General features: G+C 72.0%; 14 protein-coding genes. 3 read left to right on the forward strand and 11 right to left on the reverse strand.

Translation table 11 applies throughout. The features are described from left to right. Positions 1 to 2 precede the first annotated feature (2 nt). The 5 genes from OG310_RS08390 to OG310_RS08410 form a co-directional block, all read right to left on the reverse strand. Positions 3 to 644, reverse strand: coding sequence for a hypothetical protein (locus tag OG310_RS08390; RefSeq protein WP_329455254.1), 642 nt, complete (start codon positions 642 to 644; stop codon positions 3 to 5). 127 nt (positions 645 to 771) lie between these two features. Continuing rightward, complete coding sequence (locus OG310_RS08395) at positions 772 to 1,482, reverse strand: ribonuclease HII (RefSeq protein ID WP_329455255.1); 711 nt, start codon at positions 1,480 to 1,482, stop codon at positions 772 to 774. Positions 1,483 to 1,820: 338 nt separating this feature from the next. After that, positions 1,821 to 2,699, reverse strand: coding sequence for an ADP-ribosylglycohydrolase family protein (locus OG310_RS08400; protein WP_329460077.1), 879 nt, complete (start codon positions 2,697 to 2,699; stop codon positions 1,821 to 1,823). 626 nt (positions 2,700 to 3,325) lie between these two features. Then, on the reverse strand, positions 3,326 to 3,982 hold the full coding sequence (locus OG310_RS08405; protein WP_329455256.1) for a histidine phosphatase family protein: 657 nt from the start codon (positions 3,980 to 3,982) through the stop codon (positions 3,326 to 3,328). Between the two features lie 165 nt (positions 3,983 to 4,147). After that, positions 4,148 to 4,753 (reverse strand): YdbC family protein, encoded by a 606-nt coding sequence (locus tag OG310_RS08410; protein WP_329455257.1) that lies wholly within the window; start codon positions 4,751 to 4,753, stop codon positions 4,148 to 4,150. Positions 4,754 to 4,889: 136 nt separating this feature from the next. Between OG310_RS08410 and OG310_RS08415 the strand changes: the two genes are divergently transcribed. Next, on the forward strand, positions 4,890 to 5,417 hold the full coding sequence (locus OG310_RS08415) for a TerD family protein (RefSeq protein ID WP_443078580.1): 528 nt from the start codon (positions 4,890 to 4,892) through the stop codon (positions 5,415 to 5,417). 167 nt (positions 5,418 to 5,584) lie between these two features. Here OG310_RS08415 and OG310_RS08420 read toward each other — a convergent pair whose 3' ends face one another. Further along, complete coding sequence (locus OG310_RS08420) at positions 5,585 to 6,385, reverse strand: TetR/AcrR family transcriptional regulator (RefSeq protein WP_329455259.1); 801 nt, start codon at positions 6,383 to 6,385, stop codon at positions 5,585 to 5,587. A gap of 120 nt (positions 6,386 to 6,505) precedes the next feature. On the opposite strand from OG310_RS08420, the gene OG310_RS08425 reads away from it, so the two are divergent. Further along, positions 6,506 to 7,723: an FAD-dependent monooxygenase gene (locus OG310_RS08425; RefSeq protein ID WP_329455260.1), complete on the forward strand. Its 1,218-nt coding sequence runs from the start codon at positions 6,506 to 6,508 to the stop codon at positions 7,721 to 7,723. Between the two features lie 83 nt (positions 7,724 to 7,806). Here the strand turns inward: OG310_RS08425 and OG310_RS08430 are convergent, their stop codons facing one another. The 3 genes from OG310_RS08430 to nrdR form a co-directional block, all read right to left on the reverse strand. Beyond that, a complete protein-coding gene (locus OG310_RS08430; protein WP_329455261.1) occupies positions 7,807 to 8,739 on the reverse strand; it encodes an SAM-dependent methyltransferase in 933 nt (310 codons plus the stop codon). Between the two features lie 223 nt (positions 8,740 to 8,962). After that, entirely contained in the window at positions 8,963 to 11,869 is a 2,907-nt protein-coding gene (locus OG310_RS08435) for a vitamin B12-dependent ribonucleotide reductase (RefSeq protein WP_329455262.1), read from the reverse strand. Between the two features lie 147 nt (positions 11,870 to 12,016). After that, on the reverse strand, positions 12,017 to 12,532 hold the full coding sequence (nrdR, locus tag OG310_RS08440) for a transcriptional regulator NrdR (RefSeq protein ID WP_329455263.1): 516 nt from the start codon (positions 12,530 to 12,532) through the stop codon (positions 12,017 to 12,019). 649 nt (positions 12,533 to 13,181) lie between these two features. Between nrdR and lexA the strand changes: the two genes are divergently transcribed. After that, a complete protein-coding gene (gene lexA / locus OG310_RS08445) occupies positions 13,182 to 13,973 on the forward strand; it encodes a transcriptional repressor LexA (RefSeq protein ID WP_329455264.1) in 792 nt (263 codons plus the stop codon). Between the two features lie 310 nt (positions 13,974 to 14,283). On the opposite strand, the gene OG310_RS08450 is transcribed toward lexA, so the two are convergent. Beyond that, entirely contained in the window at positions 14,284 to 16,254 is a 1,971-nt protein-coding gene (locus tag OG310_RS08450) for an ATP-dependent DNA helicase (RefSeq protein WP_329455265.1), read from the reverse strand. Positions 16,255 to 16,426: 172 nt separating this feature from the next. After that, complete coding sequence (locus OG310_RS08455; protein WP_443078581.1) at positions 16,427 to 18,292, reverse strand: IucA/IucC family protein; 1,866 nt, start codon at positions 18,290 to 18,292, stop codon at positions 16,427 to 16,429. Positions 18,293 to 18,408: the final 116 nt, after the last annotated feature.

The following is an 18,408-nucleotide window of genomic DNA, read 5'->3' on the forward strand; positions in this document are numbered from 1 at the left end:
GCTCAGACGCCCGCGCCGAGGACCGCGTTGATCCGCTGCGGGTCACCGCACACGATGAGCAGCGCCGAGGCGCGCTCGCGTGCCACGGGGAGCACCCGCGCGGTGTCTTCTTCCGCTCCGTTGGCGGCGACGACGACCACGGGACGGGACTTCGCCCGCTCCACGGCGGCGCCGTCGGCGAAGAACACGTCCTCCCCGGCGTCCTGCTGCGCCCAGTACGACGCTTCGCCGAAGGACAGTTCGTGCGTCGCCCACGGGTGCTGCTCACCGGTGGTGAGCAGCAGGACGTCACCGGGCGCGCGGCCCGAGTCGAGCAGCGCGTCGACCGCCTCTTCGGCGGCGGCGAGTGCTCCGTCCCGCGCGGCGGGGACGACCTGGATCTTGGGTGCTGTGGCGGCCGCGTTCCGCGCGGGCGCCTTCGGCTGACCTGCGGGCCCGTGCGAGCGCTGCGCCGGCGGCGCGGCAGGCCTCGCGGGACCCGGGCCCGGACGTCCGGGCCTCGGAGTGGCCGCCGTTCGCGGCCCGGGGACGGGACGCGGACCGGGTACGGGACGAGGGTTCGGCGCGGTGTGGCCTGCGGCCGGGGTCGCGCTGGGACCCTGGGCTCTCTCGTGAATCTGAGGCTCCTCGGGGGTGAGAGGCATGACTGGATGTCTATCAAACGCCGACCTGGAGAGCGTCGGCGGGTGGGCACATTTGTGCCTATGTCTCCGGCTGTACCCATGTCTGTGGCCGTAAGGCACACGAAAACGGGAGGCTTTGTCGGAAGTTTCAGAAATCGAGACCGAGTTGGACCCCGTCCTCGCTTGCGGCCGTATCCGCCCGGATGCGGGTCTTCTTCAGATGGCGCCACCGGGGCAGCGCGTCGAGGTAGGACCAGGACACCCTGTGGTGGGGTGTCGGCCCCCATTCCTCCAGCGCGGCCCTGTGCACCGGCGAGGGGTAACCGGCGTTGGCGTCGAAGGCGAACGGCGTGTACTCGGCGGCCGTGGCCCCGAGTTCGGCCATCATCGCGTCCCTGCGGACCTTGGCGAGCACGGACGCGGCCGCCACGGACACACAGGACTGGTCGCCCTTGATGACCGTGCGGACGCGCCAGGGCCCACCCAAGTAGTTGTGGTTGCCGTCGAGTATCACCGCGTCCGGGACGAGCGGCAGCCCCTCCAGGGCGCGTACGGCCGCGAGCCGGAGGGCCTCCGTCATCCCGAGGTCGTCGATCTCCTCGGGCGACGCGTGTCCGAGCGCGTGGCAGGTGACCCACTCGTCGAGTACGACGGCGAGTTCACCGCGGCGCTTGGGCGTCAGGAGCTTGGAGTCGGTGAGTCCGAGCGGCGGCCTGCGGAGCCCGGTGACGGCGGCACACACCGTGACGGGCCCCGCCCACGCGCCACGGCCGACCTCGTCGATACCCGCTACGGTCTTCGCGCCCGTGGTGGCGCGGAGCGAGCGCTCGACGGTGTGCGTGGGTGCTTCGTACGGCATGGCGCCAGCAAGCGTACGCCGCGCGGTCCGACCACGACAGCCGGGGTCCCGATACCCGTCTCGTCGCGGCGCCCGAGGGGCGGGCCGACGGGTGGCGCCGGCGCCCCGAAGTGGCCTACGCGCGGCGCCGGTCGGGCACGTGGGCCGCTCGGAGGGGACCGCCCGGAGGGCGTCACGGGCGGACCGCCCGGACAGCAGCGCGGGCAGGCGCGGGCACGCGGCCGCGGACGGCACGCGGGCGGGCGCGTACGAGTCGCGTTCGGCACCGCGGGAGGGCGCCGACAGCGCGGGGCGGCAGGGCACCGGCGCGGAGGCCGGCTCCCGCGGAGGACGGGGCCTCAGTCCGCCGTCAGCCACTCCGGCAGCGGTTCCGTCCGAGCGGTCCACTCCTTCGGCGGGGCGCCGGAGCGCGAGGACGCGACGACTCCGCCGAAGATCGCGCAGGTCGTGTCGACGTCTCCGCCCGCCCGCGCGGTCGTCCAGAACCCGCCCTCGAAGTCGCCGAGGGCGCGCGCCGCCGACCACAGCGCGAACGGCACGGTGTCGTGGGCGCTGGTGCGCCGGCCGCAGCCGAGTACGGCGGCGACCGTGCCGGGGTCGTCGTAGTCGAGCATGTCGCGCGCCCTGCGCAGCCCCGCGCCGACCGCGCTGCGTGGAACCAGCGCGATGACAGCGTCGAGGAGTTCCGCCGGGGCGGGCGGCCTCGCCGGATCGGCTGCCAGCGCGGCGGCCGCGGCCACCGCCATCGCTCCGGCGACGGCCTCCCGGTGCTGGTGGGTGGTGTACGCGGAGATCTCCGCCTGGTGGGTGGCCTGCTCGGGGTCGTCCGCGTACCAGGCGCCGAGCGGGGCGATCCGCATGGCGGCGCCGTTGCCCCAGGAGCCCTGCCCGTCGAACAGTCCGGCCGCCAGCTCCCGCCAGTCACCGCCCTCCCGGATCAGGCGCAGCATGCGGTTCACGGCGGGGCCGTAACCCCGGTCGAAATCGTGGTGCTCGGCGAAGGAGTGCGCGAGGGCGTCCTGGTCGATGCGGCCGTGTGCGGCGAGCACGGCCAGGACGGAGGCTGCCATCTCGGTGTCGTCCGTCCACTGCCAGGTCCCGGGCGGGGTGTCGCCCGTCCTCAGCAGCGGATAGTTCTCGGGCACGAAGAACTGGGAACCGAGGGCGTCTCCCACGGACAGGCCCCGAAGGGACCTCAGCGCGCGGGCGTGGCGGATCCCGGGGGCGGTGGGTGCGCCGGGCCGGGTCGTCGGCGGTGGTGTAGGACGGGGGCGGGGGTCAGTGGAATCAGCGGTCATCGCCCTGCCAATCTAACGGGCCGCACCGACAGTCGCCGGTCCGCGGCGCCCCGCGCTCCCCGCTCCCGGCGCCTGGGCGGGACCGGCACCGCGGCACGGGCCCACGCGGCGCGGCAGATACATCCGGCACACACGGCACCACCGGCGCACGCGTCATGGCTGATACACGCTTCACAGTCCGACACACGCGCCATGGCCTGCACACGCTCCTCAGCCCGGCACACCCGTACCAGCTGGCACACGCTCCTCAGCCCGGCACACCCGTACCAGCTGACACACGCTCCTCACCCGGCACGCGCGGCATGCCCGGCACGCGCGCGGCATGCCCGGTACGCACGGCACGCCCGGTACACGCCCCTCACCCGGCGGGCGCGGCACACGCGGTACGCCCGGTACACGCTCCTCACCCGGCACACGCGGTGCACGCGGTGCACGCGGCTCCGGGCAGAGCGCGGCGGCGCGCTCGCGCGGCAGGCGTGGGGCAGGTCGCCTACATGGGGCAGGTCGCCTGCGGGGCCGCGCCGGGAGCCACTTCGCGGGGAGGGTCAGGCGACGTCGTACCGTTCCGGTTCGCGCCACTTGGCGAACGGCTGGTCCAGCGCGTACTTGCCGTCCTCCCCGAGCACCAGGGTCCTGGTCTCGGCGTTGTCCGGGTTCGCCAGCGCCTCGAACTCCGCGACCGACCAGTGGAACCAGCGCATGCAGAACAGCCGCATCGTCAGGCCGTGCGTGACGATCAGCACGTTCGGCGGGGAGTCGGGTTCCTCGAACCCCCGGTGCAGGCTTTCGAGGAACGCTCCGACCCGGTCGTACACATCGGCGCCCGACTCTCCCTGCGCGAAGCGGTAGAAGAAGTGCCCGTAGGTGTCCCGGAACGTCTTCTGGCGCCGCACGTCCTCCCGCTTCTGCCAGTTCCCCCAGTCCTGCTCGCGCAGTCTGGGCTCCTCCCTGACCCGGACCAGGTCCGAGTCGAGCCCGAAGGCCCGCAGGGTCTGATGGGTGCGCCGGTAGGGGGACACGTAGACGCTGACGCGCTCACGCCCGAACTCGGCACGCAGCCGTTTGCCCGTCTCCTCGGCCTGGGACTCTCCGCGCTCGGTCAGCCCCAGGGCGTGGTCGGGGACGCGCTCGTACACCGAGTCGTCGGCGTTGCCGTCCGACTCGCCGTGCCGGACGAGGACGATACGTCTGGGTTTTGCCATGTCATCGACCCTAAGGGCGCCGAATGGCTCTTGCCGCGCCGCCCCTGCCGCGTGCCCCGGGGCCTGCCCCTGCCTCTGCACCCGCACCCGCACCCGCACTGTCCCCGCATGCGCCCGTCCCGCTCCGCTCCCGCGGCGCGTCACCCGGCCCTTCGGACCCGGGGCTCACACCGTCCAGGACGGTTCGAGATCGACGATGTCCCCCGCCAGCGCCGCGACGTCGGTGGCCGTCTGTGCGCGCAGGGTCAGCCGCTCCACCCGTTCGACGCGGTACTTGCCGTGCTCGGCGGCCGACTGCCACATCGACAGCACCAGGAACTCGTTGCCGGGGGCGTCACCGAACAGGCCGCGGATCATTCCCGGGGAGCCCGCCATGGCGGGGTTCCACACCTTCTCCTGCATGAGCGCGAAGTGCTCGACGCGCTCCTCGTGCACCCTGCTGTGCGCGATGCGCACGACGTCCGCGTCGGTGAAGCGCGGCTCGAAGCCGGTCTTCACGTCGAAGCGGTGATCGAACAGTTTGACCTGACCGTCCTTGAACGTGCCCGACTGTGTGGAGGCGAGCCGGTCGTGGGAGCGTGCCATGAACGAGTCGTAGAACGCGCGGCTCTCCCAGAACGCGAACACGTGGGCCACACCGGGACGTATCCTGCTCCATCCCCCGCCCTGCCCCCGGAACCCCGGCTCACCGAGCAACCCCGCCCACTTCCGCTGCCCGCGTTCGAATCCTCGACGGTCGACCACAGTGCAGTGAGTCCACTTGACCAGCACCGCGCCATCGTACGGCCCAGGACGTGGCGCCGGTCACGATCCGGGCCTCATGGCCCGTTGTCGGTGGTGCGGTCTAGCCTTGTCGCCGAGGGTCGGACATCGGCAGAGCCGACCCCTTCACGGGGAGGGGACACCGGTGCCAAGCGCCAACAAGGGGCTGTCGAAAGTCGAGGTCATGCTGAAGTGGGACCCCAGCCCGATGGGGGCGCCCGACCACGATCTCGACCTGATCGCCGGCACGTTCACCGCGGACGCCCCCCACGGCCCGCCCGCGTATCTGGTCCACTTCGACAGCCGCTCGCCCGATGGCACGATCACGCTGAACCGCGACAGCAGGACGGGCCAGGGACTGGGCACCGACGAGGAGATGACCCTCGAACTGGACCGGCTCGGCGACGCGTACACCCGCGTCCTCGTCGGCGTCGCGATCCAGCAGGGTGAAGGCGAACTGACGTTCGGCGCCATAGCGCAACCGCACGCGCGGGTCGTCGAGGACCGGGACGAGCTGGGGCAATACGACTTCTCCGAGGTGTCCGGGGCGACGGCGACGACGCTCGCCGAGTTCTTCAGGGAACCGCGCGGGGTGTGGCAGTTCCGGCGCTACGTGCACGGTTTCGAGCAGGTCGACGCGCAGACCTTCGGGCAGCGGATGGGCGAGGCCTGACCGCACCTGCCGCATCCCGACCGGCCCGACAGCCCTGGCGTGCACGGCGGGTGGCGCTCCGCGCCACCGCTGCCGCCCGCGTCCCCGCGCGGCAGCGGTGGGTCGAAGGGCCGGCCGGCGCCGCCTGCGGGCCACCACGCGACGCACGGCCGAGGGCGGCCCTCGCGTCAGTTGCCTCCGGACGACGCACCGGATCCGGCCGTCGGCGCCTCGCGCCCGGCCGCTCCGGGCGTTTTCCGCCGTTCCCTCACGAGGAGTTCGACGCCGTCGAGGATGCGGGCGAGCCCGAAGTCGAGCGCCTGACTCTGTGAGCCGTGCCGGGCCGCCGACGCAAACGCCTCGGTGAGCGCGGGGAATTGCTCCTGGCGGTCGGCCAGCAGCGGAGCGATCCCGGCAGCCATGGCTTCCTCGGTGCCGGCGTCGGGCGTGGCGGCGCCCTGCTGCGCGATGGCCCGTACGTGCCCGACGAGTGTCACCGCCACGTCCAGCTTCTCGCCGCCGTCGAGCCCGCAGTCCGCGAGCGCCGCCACGGCCCACTCCATCCAGCCGAGTTCGTGCGGGCCCACCGGCCGGGCGCCGACCGCCGCGTCCACCGCCCAGGGATGCCGGGCGAACCGCTCGTACAACCGGCGTGCCCACGCGTCGAGCCGGGGCCGCCATGCGCCGTCCGCCGGGTCCGGCTCCGGCGGCGCCCCGATGGCCGCCTCGATCATGAGCGCGACAAGTTCCTCCTTGCCGGGCACATACCGGTAGAGGGCCATCTTCGTGACGCCGAGGTCGGCGGCGGCCCGCTGCATCGTCAGGGAGGTGAGCCCGTCGGCGTCGGCGATTCCCACGCCCGAGCGCGCGATGGCGTCGAGTGTCAGCGTCGGGCGCGGCCCGCGCCGGCCGGTGGCCCCGGCCGTCCCCCAGAGCAGTGCGAGGGCCGCGGACCGGTGCTCACCGTCCGTACCGCCGGTCTTCGCCATGTCCGCTTCCGTCCGCTCGTCCAGGGCACTTGCCCCCCCCATAAAACTGCGTCTACCGTACACCGTGTCCAACGGACACAGTTTTGGTGCGCGGCTCGCACCTCCGACAGGAGGCTCCCCATGACCGGACCATCCACCCGCGGGACATCCACCCGCACGCCCCCGCTGCGCGGCCGGCACGTCCTGATCTCCGGCGCGGGCATCGCCGGGCCGGCCCTCGCCCACTGGCTCCTGCACCATGGTGCGGACGTCACCGTGGTCGAGACGGCCACCGCCCTGCGCGGCGGCGGCTTCGCCGTCGACTTCCGCGGGCCCGCGCACCTCGGTGTGCTGGAGCGGATGGGCGTCCTGGACGAACTGCGCGCCCTGCAGACGCACGGCGGCGCGATGCGCTGCGTGGACGCCCGGGGCCGTGAGATCTTCACCCTCCCCGCCGAGTTCGCGGGCGGCGAGATCGAGGTGCTCCGCCGCGACCTGTCCCGCGTCCTGTACGAACGCGGCGCGGAGCGCGCCTCGTACATCTTCGGGGACACCGTCACCGATCTGAACGAGACGGCGGACGGGGTGCGCGCCGACTTCGCCCGGTCCCCGTCGCGCACGTTCGACCTGGTGGTCGGCGCCGACGGACTGCACTCACGGGTACGGAGCATCGTCTTCGGCGAGGAAGGCCGGTTCGTACGCCATCTCGGTCACTTCCTCGCGGGCTGGGACCTCCCCAACGACGCGGGATGGACCAGCACGGCCGAGCAGTTCAACGTTCCCGGCCGAATGGCCTCCGGCGCGGCAGACGCGCGCGATCAGGGCCGGGCCGGCGCGTTCCTCGTCTTCACGGGCCCGCCCTCCCTCCACGACTGGCACGACACGGAGGCCCACAAAGCGCTGGTCAAGCAGGCGTTCGACGGCCTGCCGTGGCGCGTCCCGCAGCTGTTGTCGACGCTGGACGGCGCACCGGAGCTGTACTTCGACTCGATCAGCCGCGTCACGGTGCCCCACTGGACCTCGGGCCGCGTCGCCCTCCTCGGCGACGCGGCATGGGGCGTCACGCTCGGCGGCATGGGGGTCGGTACGGGCCTCGTCGGCGCGTACGTACTGGCCGGAGAGCTGGCGGCCGCACGCGGCGACCACCGCGTCGCGCTGCCGGCGTACGAGGAGCGCCTGCGGCGCTACGCGGCGCGCTGGCAACGGGGCGCCAACCCCGGGGAGTTCCTCGCCCCGTCCACCGCGACCCGCCTGCGCGTGCGGAACGCGATGTTCCGCACGTCCGTGGTCAGACGGCTGCTGCTGGCCGGCACGTCGTCCCTGGCCGCGAACATCGACCTGCCGTCCTACGGCAGCTGAAGGCGGCGCCCCCCGCGTCCCCACGAGCGTCGGGGCGGCCCCCGCCGAGCGCGCCCGCGACGTCACCGCGAACGGCACCCCCGTCAGTCAAGACGGCCGCTCGCCAGCCACAGGCTCACCTCGTGCGGGCGGCCGCGCTGGAACATCAGCGGGATCCGGCGTCCCCGTGCGGAGATCTCGCGGGCGAGGGTCGTGACCTCGGAACGCCAGCCACGCTCCGCCAGCCACGCGGCGGGCGGCCGTCCGGGACCCGCCTGGAAGAAGCTCAGCACGTAGTCGGCGACCGCCTCCTCCACCGCACCCCGCGCACCCGTGTCCTGAAGGCGCGGGGCGCTCTCGTAGTACTCGAGCGCGATGCGGCTGCCGGGACCGCTCAGGCGCGTCAGCCGGTCGAGCAGCGCGTCGCAGGCGTCCGGTGCGACGTACATGAACAGGCCCTCCACCAGCCACATGGTGGGCAGCCCCGGGACGAACCCGGCCCGTGTCAGGGCCTGATGCCAGGGCCCGCGCAGATCCGCGGGGACGGCTTCGCGCCGGACCGTCGAGGTGAGGTCCGTACCGGCCAGCACGCGCTCCTTGAAGCGGAGCACCGGCTCGGTGTCGACCTCGAACAGCGTGGTGTCGTCGGGCAGCCCGAGACGGTAGGCCCGGGCGTCGAACCCCGCGGCCAGGATCACCACCTGGCGGACCCCCGCGTCCGCCGCCGCGGTGACCACCTCGTCGTAGTACCGCGTGCGCACGCCGAGGAAGGTGGACAGCATGTACCACATCTCGGACAGTTCACCCGCGCCCTCGTCGGGGCCGGTGGGCAGTGCCGCCCCACCGTCCGCGTGGTTCGCGTGACCGACCGCCTTCACCAGGGCGGTGGCGAGCGGATCGTCGAACAGCGCGTCCGCACGGCCTGATTCGACGGCCCGCATGTGGGCCGTCATCAGGCCGGTCCAACTCACGCCCGCCGGCAGCTCCGCGGCGCCGCCGTCCTCGGGCCCGTCCGCGCGCACGGGTTCCTGCCGCATGACCGTCTCCTGTCCCTCTGTGGCGCTCCGTGGTCCCGCCACCTGTTGAAGACACGGAAGGCCCTGGGCAAACGTTCGACGTCGCGCGCGGCGACGTGGGTCTCCGGGGGACGCCGAACGCCGAAGAGGGTGCCGGCCTGTGGCCGGCACCCTCTCCCCTCAACGGATCAGTGTCCTTTGCACCCGGTGCTCACGGGGTGCGGGGGACGCGTCCTCGCCCAGGTCAGCTGCAACCGCTCGTCGAACCGCAGCCCTCGCAGATGTAGCACGAGCCCGCCCGCTGCATCTTCGTGCCGCAGGAGAAGCAGAGCGGCGCGTCCGCGCTGATGCCCAGCTGCATCTCGACCAGTTCCGCGGAGGTGTGGGCCTCCTGCGGCGCCGGGGCGGCGGCAGCCGCCGGAGCCGGAGCCGGGGTGGCGACGGCCTTGAGGGCCGTCTCCGTCCGCGGCGGCGCCGACTGGGCCAGCAGCTCCACGTCGAGCTCGTCCTCGTCGGAAGGCTCGTACGAGCCGGTGTCGAGGTGGCGCTGACGCTCCTCGGCCGAGTGGATGCCGAGCGCCGAACGGGTCTCGAAGGGCAGGAAGTCCAGCGCCAGACGGCGGAAGATGTAGTCAACGATGGACTGCGCCATCCGCACGTCGGGGTCGTCCGTCATGCCGGCCGGCTCGAAGCGCATGTTGGTGAACTTCGAGACGTACGTCTCCAGCGGCACGCCGTACTGGAGGCCGACGGAGACCGCGATCGAGAAGGCGTCCATCATGCCGGCCAGGGTCGAGCCCTGCTTCGACATCTTGAGGAAGACCTCGCCGAGGCCGTCGTCCGGGTACGAGTTCGCCGTCATGTAGCCCTCGGCGCCGCCGACGGTGAAGGACGTCGTCAGTCCGGGACGTCCCTTCGGCAGGCGCTTGCGGACCGGGCGGTACTCGATGACCTTCTCGACCGCTCCGCGGAGGGTCTCCTCGGTCTTCGCCGTGACGGCCTTCTTCTCGTCGTCCTTCTTCTTGGCGGAGAGAGGCTGGCCGACCTTGCAGTTGTCGCGGTAGATCGCGAGGGCCTTGATGCCCATCTTCCACGCCTCGAAGTAGATCTCCTCGACCTCTTCGACGGTGGCGGACTCGGGCATGTTGACCGTCTTCGACAGCGCGCCGGAGATCCACGGCTGGATGGCCGCCATCATGCGGACGTGGCCCATCGCGGAGATGGAGCGCTCGCCCATGGCGCAGTCGAAGACCTCGTAGTGCTCGGGGCGCAGGCCCGGGGCGTCGATCACATTGCCGTGCTCGGCGATGTAGGCGACGACCGCCTCGATCTGCTCCTCCTGGTAGCCGAGGCGGCGCAGCGCCTGCGGCACCGTGCCGTTGACGATCTGCATCGAGCCGCCGCCGACGAGCTTCTTGAACTTGACCAGCGCGAGGTCCGGTTCGAGGCCCGTGGTGTCGCAGGACATCGCGAGACCGATGGTGCCGGTGGGGGCGATGACGGAGGCCTGCGCGTTGCGGAAGCCGTTCTTCTCGCCGAGGCGCTGCACGTCCTGCCAGGCTTCCGTCGCGGCGGCCCAGATCGGCGTGTCGAGGTCGTCGACGCGGACGGCCTTGGCGTTCTCGTCGGCGTGCTGCTTCATGACCCGCTGGTGCGCGGAGGCGTTGCGGGCGTAGCCGTCGTACTGGCCGACGATGGCGGCCAGTTCGGCGGAGCGCCGGTAGGCGGTGCCCGTCATGAGCGAGCTCACGGCGCCGGCGAGGGCGCGGCCGCCGTCGGAGTCGTACGCGTGGCCCGTCGCCATCAGCATGGCGCCGAGGTTGGCGTAGCCGATGCCCAGCTGGCGGAAGGCGCGGGTGTTCTCGCCGATCTTCTGCGTGGGGAAGTCCGCGAAGCAGATCGAGATGTCCATCGCGGTGATGACCAGCTCGACGACCTTGGCGAAGCGCTCGACCTCGAAGGACTGGTTGCCCTTGCCGTCGTCCTTGAGGAACTTCATGAGGTTCAGCGAGGCGAGGTTGCAGGACGTGTTGTCCAGGTGCATGTACTCGCTGCACGGGTTCGAGCCGTTGATCCGGCCGGACTCGGGGCAGGTGTGCCAGTGGTTGATCGTGTCGTCGTACTGGATGCCGGGGTCGGCGCAGGCCCAGGCGGCCTCCGCCATCTTCCGGAACAGCGACTTCGCGTCGACCTCTTCGATGACCTCGCCGGTCATGCGCGCCTTGAGGCCGAACTTCCCGCCGGCCTCCACCGCCTTCATGAACTCGTCGTTGACCCGGACGGAGTTGTTCGCGTTCTGGTACTGGACGGACGCGATGTCGTCGCCGCCCAGGTCCATGTCGAAGCCCGCGTCACGCAGGGCGCGGATCTTCTCCTCCTCGGTGACCTTGGTCTTGATGAAGTCCTCGATGTCGGGGTGGTCGACGTCCAGGATGACCATCTTCGCCGCGCGCCGGGTGGCGCCGCCGGACTTGATGGTGCCCGCGGAGGCGTCGGCACCGCGCATGAAGGAGACCGGACCCGAGGCGTTGCCGCCCGAGGACAGGAGTTCCTTGGAGGAGCGGATGCGGGAGAGGTTCAGGCCGGCGCCCGAGCCGCCCTTGAAGATCATCCCCTCTTCCTTGTACCAGTCGAGGATCGAGTCCATGGAGTCGTCCACGGACAGGATGAAGCAGGCGGAGACCTGCTGCGGCTGAGGCGTGCCGACGTTGAACCAGACCGGCGAGTTGAAGCTGAAGATCTGGTGCAGCAGCGCGTACGCGAGCTCGTGCTCGAAGATCTCCGCGTCCGCCGGGGAGGCGAAGTAGTGGAAGTCCTCGCCGGCCTTGCGGTACGTCTTCACGATCCGGTCGATGAGCTGCTTGAGACCGGTCTCACGCTGCGGGGTGCCGAGGGCGCCGCGGAAGTACTTGCTGGTGACGATGTTGACCGCGTTCAGCGACCAGAAGTCGGGGTACTCGACGCCGCGCTGCTCGAAGTTCACCGACCCGTCGCGCCAGTTGGTCATGACGACGTCGCGCCGCTCCCAGGCCACCTCGTCGTACGGGTGCACGCCGGGCGTGGTGTGGACGCGCTCGACCCGGAGTCCCTTGCCGGCCTTGGGCCCCTTTGACCGGGAACTCCGCGCCTGGCCACTCGTCGTCTCTGTCATGCCGCCTCCCATATACGTACAAAAACACTCGCAAGCGCCGTGCTGTTCCACGGTCGCAGGCATATGCGTGACACCTCGGGCGCGATGCTCCGCGCCCGGGGCGAGTCTGGTGACCGCCGGGGTCCGCCGGGCCGTGGCCCTGCCGGATCAGCCGACGGTGGTGGCGGGCTCGGGGGTACCGGATCCCCCGCCGCCCGCGCCGTCCTCCTGGTCGGCGGGCGGCCGTTCCCGGAGTTCCCCGATGGCCGCCTCGAAGTCCTCAAGCGAGTCGAACGCCCGGTACACGGACGCGAACCGCAGGTAGGCGACGAGGTCGAGCTCCCGCAGCGGTCCGAGTATGGCGAGACCCACGTCGTGAGTGGTCAGCTCGGCACTCCCGGTGGCCCGCAACTGCTCCTCGACCCGCTGGCCGAGCTGAGCGAGCGCGTCCTCGGTGACCGGACGCCCCTGGCATGCCTTGCGCACGCCGGTGATGACCTTGGTGCGGCTGAAAGGTTCCGTCACGCCGCTCCGCTTGATCACCATCAGTGACGCGGTCTCCACCGTCGTGAACCTGCGGGAACACTCGGGGCACTGCCGTCGGCGCCGGATGGCCGTTCCGTCGTCGGTCGTACGGCTGTCGACGACACGACTGTCGGCGTGCCTGCAGAAGGGACAGTGCATGGCTTTCGACTCCTCCCTCACTGCACGGCTGAATAGCTTCACAACGGCCGGTGAGCGACCCCCGAGAAGCTGCTCCCAGCATAGCCGCACCACAATCCCTGGGCGACAGCGACTACCCAACCACTACATGTAGGGCTTGGGGCGGACTTTACGTTCTCGCGCGTGTCGCGCCTCGCGGGCGCCGGCGGCCGCGCGGCGGTCACAGGTCGGCCCCGAGATTACGTGACGGGTGCGGCGGGCGGGACGCCGGGTGGCCCCGCCCGGATGCACATCCGCACACATCCCGCACGCCGTGGCGGAAGCCGTCACGAAACGCGGGAGATCACCGCCCGTCGGAGAGCGCCTCGGGCAGGGACGGTACGGTGAGTCACGCGGAGCGACCCCGCCCGCCCGCGCCCCAACGCAGCGCGCGCCCCGTCGGCGCACCGGCCGCGCTCCACCGGCGCACCGTCCACGCCGCGCCGGGACAAGCCGGTCCGCTCAGGCGCGCGCACTGCGCGCCCGGTCGCTCACGGAGCGTGCGCATACACCCAAGCGCGGGGTCCGCGACTCGAACTTGGGACTTTTTCACTCGAACGTGTGTTTGGCGCAACCTTTCGAAAGCCATTACCGTTGTGCAGCAGGGAGAACACACCTGAGAGGGGCCGATGTGACCACGACCGCCGACAGCGCCGCCATCACCGCGCAGGACCATTCCGCGCGCCGATTCGAGCCCGTGCACACCGTGACGGAACCCGTCACCACGGACCAGGAGGGCCTCGCCAAGCCCGCCCGGTCCCTGCCCGGCCGACCTCCCGGAATCCGGGCCGACAGCACAGGACTCACGGACCGTCAGCGCCGGGTCATCGAAGTCATCCGCGACTCCGTGCAGCGCAGGGGATACCCGCCCTCGATGCGCGAGATCGGTCAGGCGGTCGGCCTGTCGAGCACCTCGTCCGTCGCGCACCAGCTGATGGCGTTGGAGCGCAAGGGATTCCTCCGTCGCGACCCGCACCGGCCTCGCGCCTACGAGGTCCGCGGCTCCGACCAGCCCACCACCCAGCAGACGGACACCACGGGCAAGCCCGCCGCGTCCTACGTCCCCCTCGTCGGCCGGATCGCGGCCGGCGGCCCGATCCTGGCGGAGGAATCCGTCGAGGACGTGTTCCCCCTCCCCCGCCAGCTGGTGGGTGACGGCGAGCTGTTCGTACTCAAGGTCGTGGGCGACTCGATGATCGAGGCCGCGATCTGTGACGGCGACTGGGTGACGGTGCGACGCCAGCCGGTCGCGGAGAACGGCGACATCGTGGCCGCGATGCTGGACGGCGAGGCCACCGTGAAGCGCTTCCGCCGCGAGGACGGCCATGTGTGGCTGCTGCCGCACAATGCCGCCTACCAGCCGATCCCCGGTGACGAAGCGACCATCCTCGGCAAGGTCGTGGCGGTCCTGCGCCGCGTCTGACGGCGGGCCGCCCACGACCGGCACTCACCGATCACTGGTCCTGCCTCGTCTGCCTCCCTGCTCCTGGCGAGGCGAGTCGGCTTGCTGCGGCCGCATCCGGCCCGGCACAGGCCGGGCCCGGACCCCCGGTCCCTCTCCCTGGCGTGACCGCCCTCGTGCGGCCGCGTGGCGTCACTGCGTACGGCCCCGAGTCGCCTCCGCGCCCCGAGCACGGCGGCGGCTCGGGGCCGTACGGCGTCCGCCCGCCCATCGGCCGCCCCGGGGCCGGACCAGACCGGCCCGTGCGGGCCGGCCCGCGCTCTCCCCCGCTCTACTTCCCCTCCGCCTTCGCCGCCGCGTCGATCGCGGAGAGCGACTTGCGCACCTGATGACGGTCGGTCGTGTACCAGAAGTCGGGGAGCGAGGACCGGAGGTAGCTGCCGTAGCGGGCCGTGGCCAGCCTCGGGTCCAGGACCGCCACCACGCCCTTGTCCCCCGTCGCCCGGACCAGACGTCCGGCGCCCTGCGCCATCAGCAGCGCCGCATGGGTGGCCGCCACCGCCATGAAGCCGTTCCCGCCGCCCTCCTCGACCGCCTTCTGTCGGGCGCTCATCAGCGGATCGTCGGGGCGAGGGAACGGAATCCTGTCCATCACCACCAGTTGCGAACTCGGCCCCGGCACGTCCACGCCCTGCCACAGCGACAGCGTGCCGAACAGGCACGTGCGGGGGTCGGCCGCGAAGCCCTTGATCAGTTCGCCGAGCGTCTCCTCGCCCTGGAGCAGGATCGGCACGTCCAGCCGGCCGCGCAGTTCCTCGGCCGCGCCCTGGGCCGCCCGCATCGACGAGAACAGCCCCAGGGTGCGCCCGCCGGCCGCCTCCACCAGTTCGGCCAGCTCGTCCAGCATGTCGGTGCGTGACCCCTCGCGGCCCGGCGTGTTCAGGTGCCGCGCCACGTAGAGAATGCCCTGCTTGGGGTAGTCGAACGGCGAGCCGACGTCGACGCCCTTCCACTGCGGCACCTCGTCGCCGCCCGTGCCCTCGGGCGAAAGCCCCAGCGACGCGCCCACGCCGTTGAAGTCGCCGCCCAGCTTCAGCGTGGCCGAGGTCAGCGTCACCGAGCGGTCCCCGAACAGCTTCTCCCGCAGCAGGCCCGACACCGACAGCGGCGCCACGCGCAGCGACGCGCCGAAGCGGTCGTGCCGCTCGTACCAGACGACGTCCCATTCCGAGCCGTTCGCGATGCGCTCCGCGACACCGTGCACGGACTCGACGGACGCCATGGCCTGCTTGCGGACGACGTCCTCGTCCTGGACGGACTTGTCGCGGGTGTTGCCGAGCGCCGTGATCACCGTGCGGGCCGCGTCCCGCAGCGCCATCAGCGCGTAGGCCAGGTCCTCCGGGACCTCCTCCAGGCGGCCGGGCAGTACCAGCTCCATCAGCCGCTCGAAGGTCTCCGCCGCCGTCTGCAGGGAGTCCGCCGCCTTCTCGTCCACCAGCTTGGCGGCGCGCCGCACCGCGCGGTTGACCTGGCCCGGGGTGAGCTCGCCCGTCGCCACCCCGGTCACCCGCGAGACCAGCTCGTGCGCCTCGTCGACGATCAGCACCTCGTGCTGCGGCAGGACGGGCGCGCCCTCGATTGCGTCGATGGCGAGCAGGGCGTGATTGGTCACCACCACATCGGCCAGTTTGGCCCGCTCGCGGGCCAGTTCGGCGAAGCACTCCTGGCCGTACGCGCACTTCGACGCGCCCAGGCACTCCCGCGACGACACCGACACCTGCGCCCACGCGCGGTCCGAGACGCCCGGGGTCAGACCGTCGCGGTCCCCGGTCTCCGTATCGTCCGCCCAGTCGCGCAGGCGCAGCAGGTCCTGCCCGAGCTTGCTGGTGGGGGCCGCCGCCTCGAACTGGTCGAACAGCCCGTCCTCCTCGTCCTGCGGCATGCCCTCGTGGAGCCGGTGCAGGCAGAGGTAGTTGCTGCGGCCCTTGAGCATGGCGAACTCCGGCCGGCGGCGCAGCAGCGGATGCAGCGCGTCGACCGTGCGCGGCAGGTCGCGCTCCACGAGCTGCCGCTGGAGGGCGAGCGTCGCCGTCGCCACCACCACCCGCTCACCGTGAGCCAGCGCGGGCACGAGATAGCCGAGCGACTTCCCGGTGCCGGTGCCGGCCTGGACCAGCAGATGGGACGGGGTGTCGATGGCTTCTGCCACGGCCGCGGCCATGGTGGCCTGGCCTGGCCTCTCCACACCGCCGACGGCGGCGACGGCGGCATTGAGGAGATCGGGGAGTGATGGCTTCGTCATAGCGCGACCACCCTACGACCCGCCACTGACAGCGACCGCCACTCCCGGTCGCCTCACCCGATCCGGGGGCCGGGGCCCCGGGCCGGGGGCGGCGCCCCGGGCCCGGGCGGGACGCTCCCCGCAGCGGTCGGTCCCGGGCCCCCGGCGGTCGGTGGACGCCACATCCGGGTCCTCATGGCCGAGGGGAGACGCGGGACCCGAGCGGGTTGGGTACCGTGCCGTGCACGGCGGCGTGCGGCCGCTCCGCCCGGTCGCGGTACCCGTCGAGGTGGAGGCGGTTGCGGTTGAGGCAGAGCCGCTGGATGCGCGGGGTCAGCAGGTCGAAGACCTCGAAGCGGTCCTTGAGTTCGGGGAAGCGCGCGTGGTGGTGCAGGATCTCCGCCCGGACGAGGGACCAGAACTCCGTCTCGGGAATGCCGAGTTGCTCTTCGCACAGGGGCGCGAGGTAGCGGAACACGCCCACGAACAGCCCAGAGTGGATGAACTGCGTGAGGAAGCCCGGGTCCTCGGTCAGCAGGATGTCCCGGACGTCCGGCGGCATCGACGCCTGCTCGGGCAGCGGGACGGAGCTGACGTTCACGTCGTCCACGAAGTCCTTGATCGCGAGACGTGTCGGCACGTCCCGCCCGTCGAAGACGACGATCGCGTTCTCGCCGTGCGGTGAGAACACCGTCCCGTAGCGGTAGAGGAAGTGCAGCAGCGGCGGCAGCAGCGCGTGGAACAGGTGGCGCAGCCACTCCTCGGGCGCGAGTCCCGAACGTTCGGCGAGCTCCGCCGTCAGGGCCCGGCCCTCGGGGTCGGTGTGCAGCAGCGCGGCGAGCGTGCGGGCACGCTCGCCGGGGGCGAGGCTCGTCAGCAGCGGCTGCCGCCAGATCGCGCCGAGCAACTCCTTGTACTGGTAGGGCGCCTCGGGGAGCCGGTCGTACAGCGGGTGCTCGACGGTCACCGAGGCGACCTCGCCCTGAAGGATCACGCGTGTCTCGTCGCGCAGGAACGGGTCGTTGTCGCGCAGGGACAGGACCCAGGCCGTCACGGCGGGCGCGGCGAGTGTGCGCCGGGTCGGCAGGCCCCGCCACACCAGGGTGTTGAGGATCGACAGCGGCAGTTTCACGGTGTGCCGCTCGGGCCGGTCGATGTTGAGGAACGTGCGGATCGACTGCTGCGGCAGGCGCAGGTCACCGTCCGTGGGCAAGGGCACGATGGCCCCCTCGGCGATCGCCGGCGCGTACAACTGAACCAGGACCTCGTCCCACTGCCAGGGGTGCACCGGCAGGTAGAGGTATCCGGCGGGGTCGAGACCGCGCTCTCTGAGCACCGCGTCGAACGCCGCGCGGACGGGTCCGTCCAGTTCGACGCCGTACAGCTGGTCGGGGCGGCTGAGGCCGCCCGTCCCGCGGTAGGCGGCGAGCCGGGTCGAGACGGCTATCCACGGCAGCGCGGCGGGGGTCCTGGCCTCGGGGGCCCAGCGGGCGGTGTCCGTCGCGGAGAAGCCGACGCGCCCCTTGTTGAGGACGATCCAGGGGTGGCCGGTCTGATGCCCCTCCAGTTCCGCGTACCCGAGATCGGCGAGGTGCGCGGCGGAGGCGGCGGTGTGGTCGAGTGCGGCGTCCGCGGCGACGGTGGTGGTCAGTTCGCGTATGAGGTGGCCGAGGGTGTCGCCGTCGATGCCGATGAGGCGGTGCGAGAGCATCAGGAACCGCAGCGGGTCGGTGAACGGCCGCTCGCCGTCGTCCTCGCGTCTGCTGAGGGACTCCGGGTCCACCCGCCAGCTGCCGTACGCGCCGCGGCGGGCGCGGAAGGTGAGAGGCCGGCCGTCGTCCAGGGTGAGCGTGTAGCGCCCGGGCTCGCGGTCGTCGGCCAGCGGTTCGACGATCTCCTCGTAGGCGAACTCGCCGAGGAGTTTGGCGAGGAGCCGGCGGCACGCCGCCGACCAGCGCTCCGGAGTGAGTTCGGGTGGCGCGTACAGCGCGGATGGCGGGTGGCGCGGTGCGGCCGGCGCCGCGGCGTCGCTGCGGTCATGCACGGGGAACGTCGACACGGGGACTCCTCGGAGCGGAAGCGGTGGGACCGGGCGGTGGTTCACCTACGACTGTTCGGATGCGGCGGGTCACTCACGGTAGTTCACAGGGTGCGGGAGGTGCCCTCGTGGCGGGA

The sequence above is a fragment of the Streptomyces sp. NBC_01497 genome (genome assembly GCF_036250695.1).
Lineage (GTDB): Bacteria > Actinomycetota > Actinomycetes > Streptomycetales > Streptomycetaceae > Streptomyces.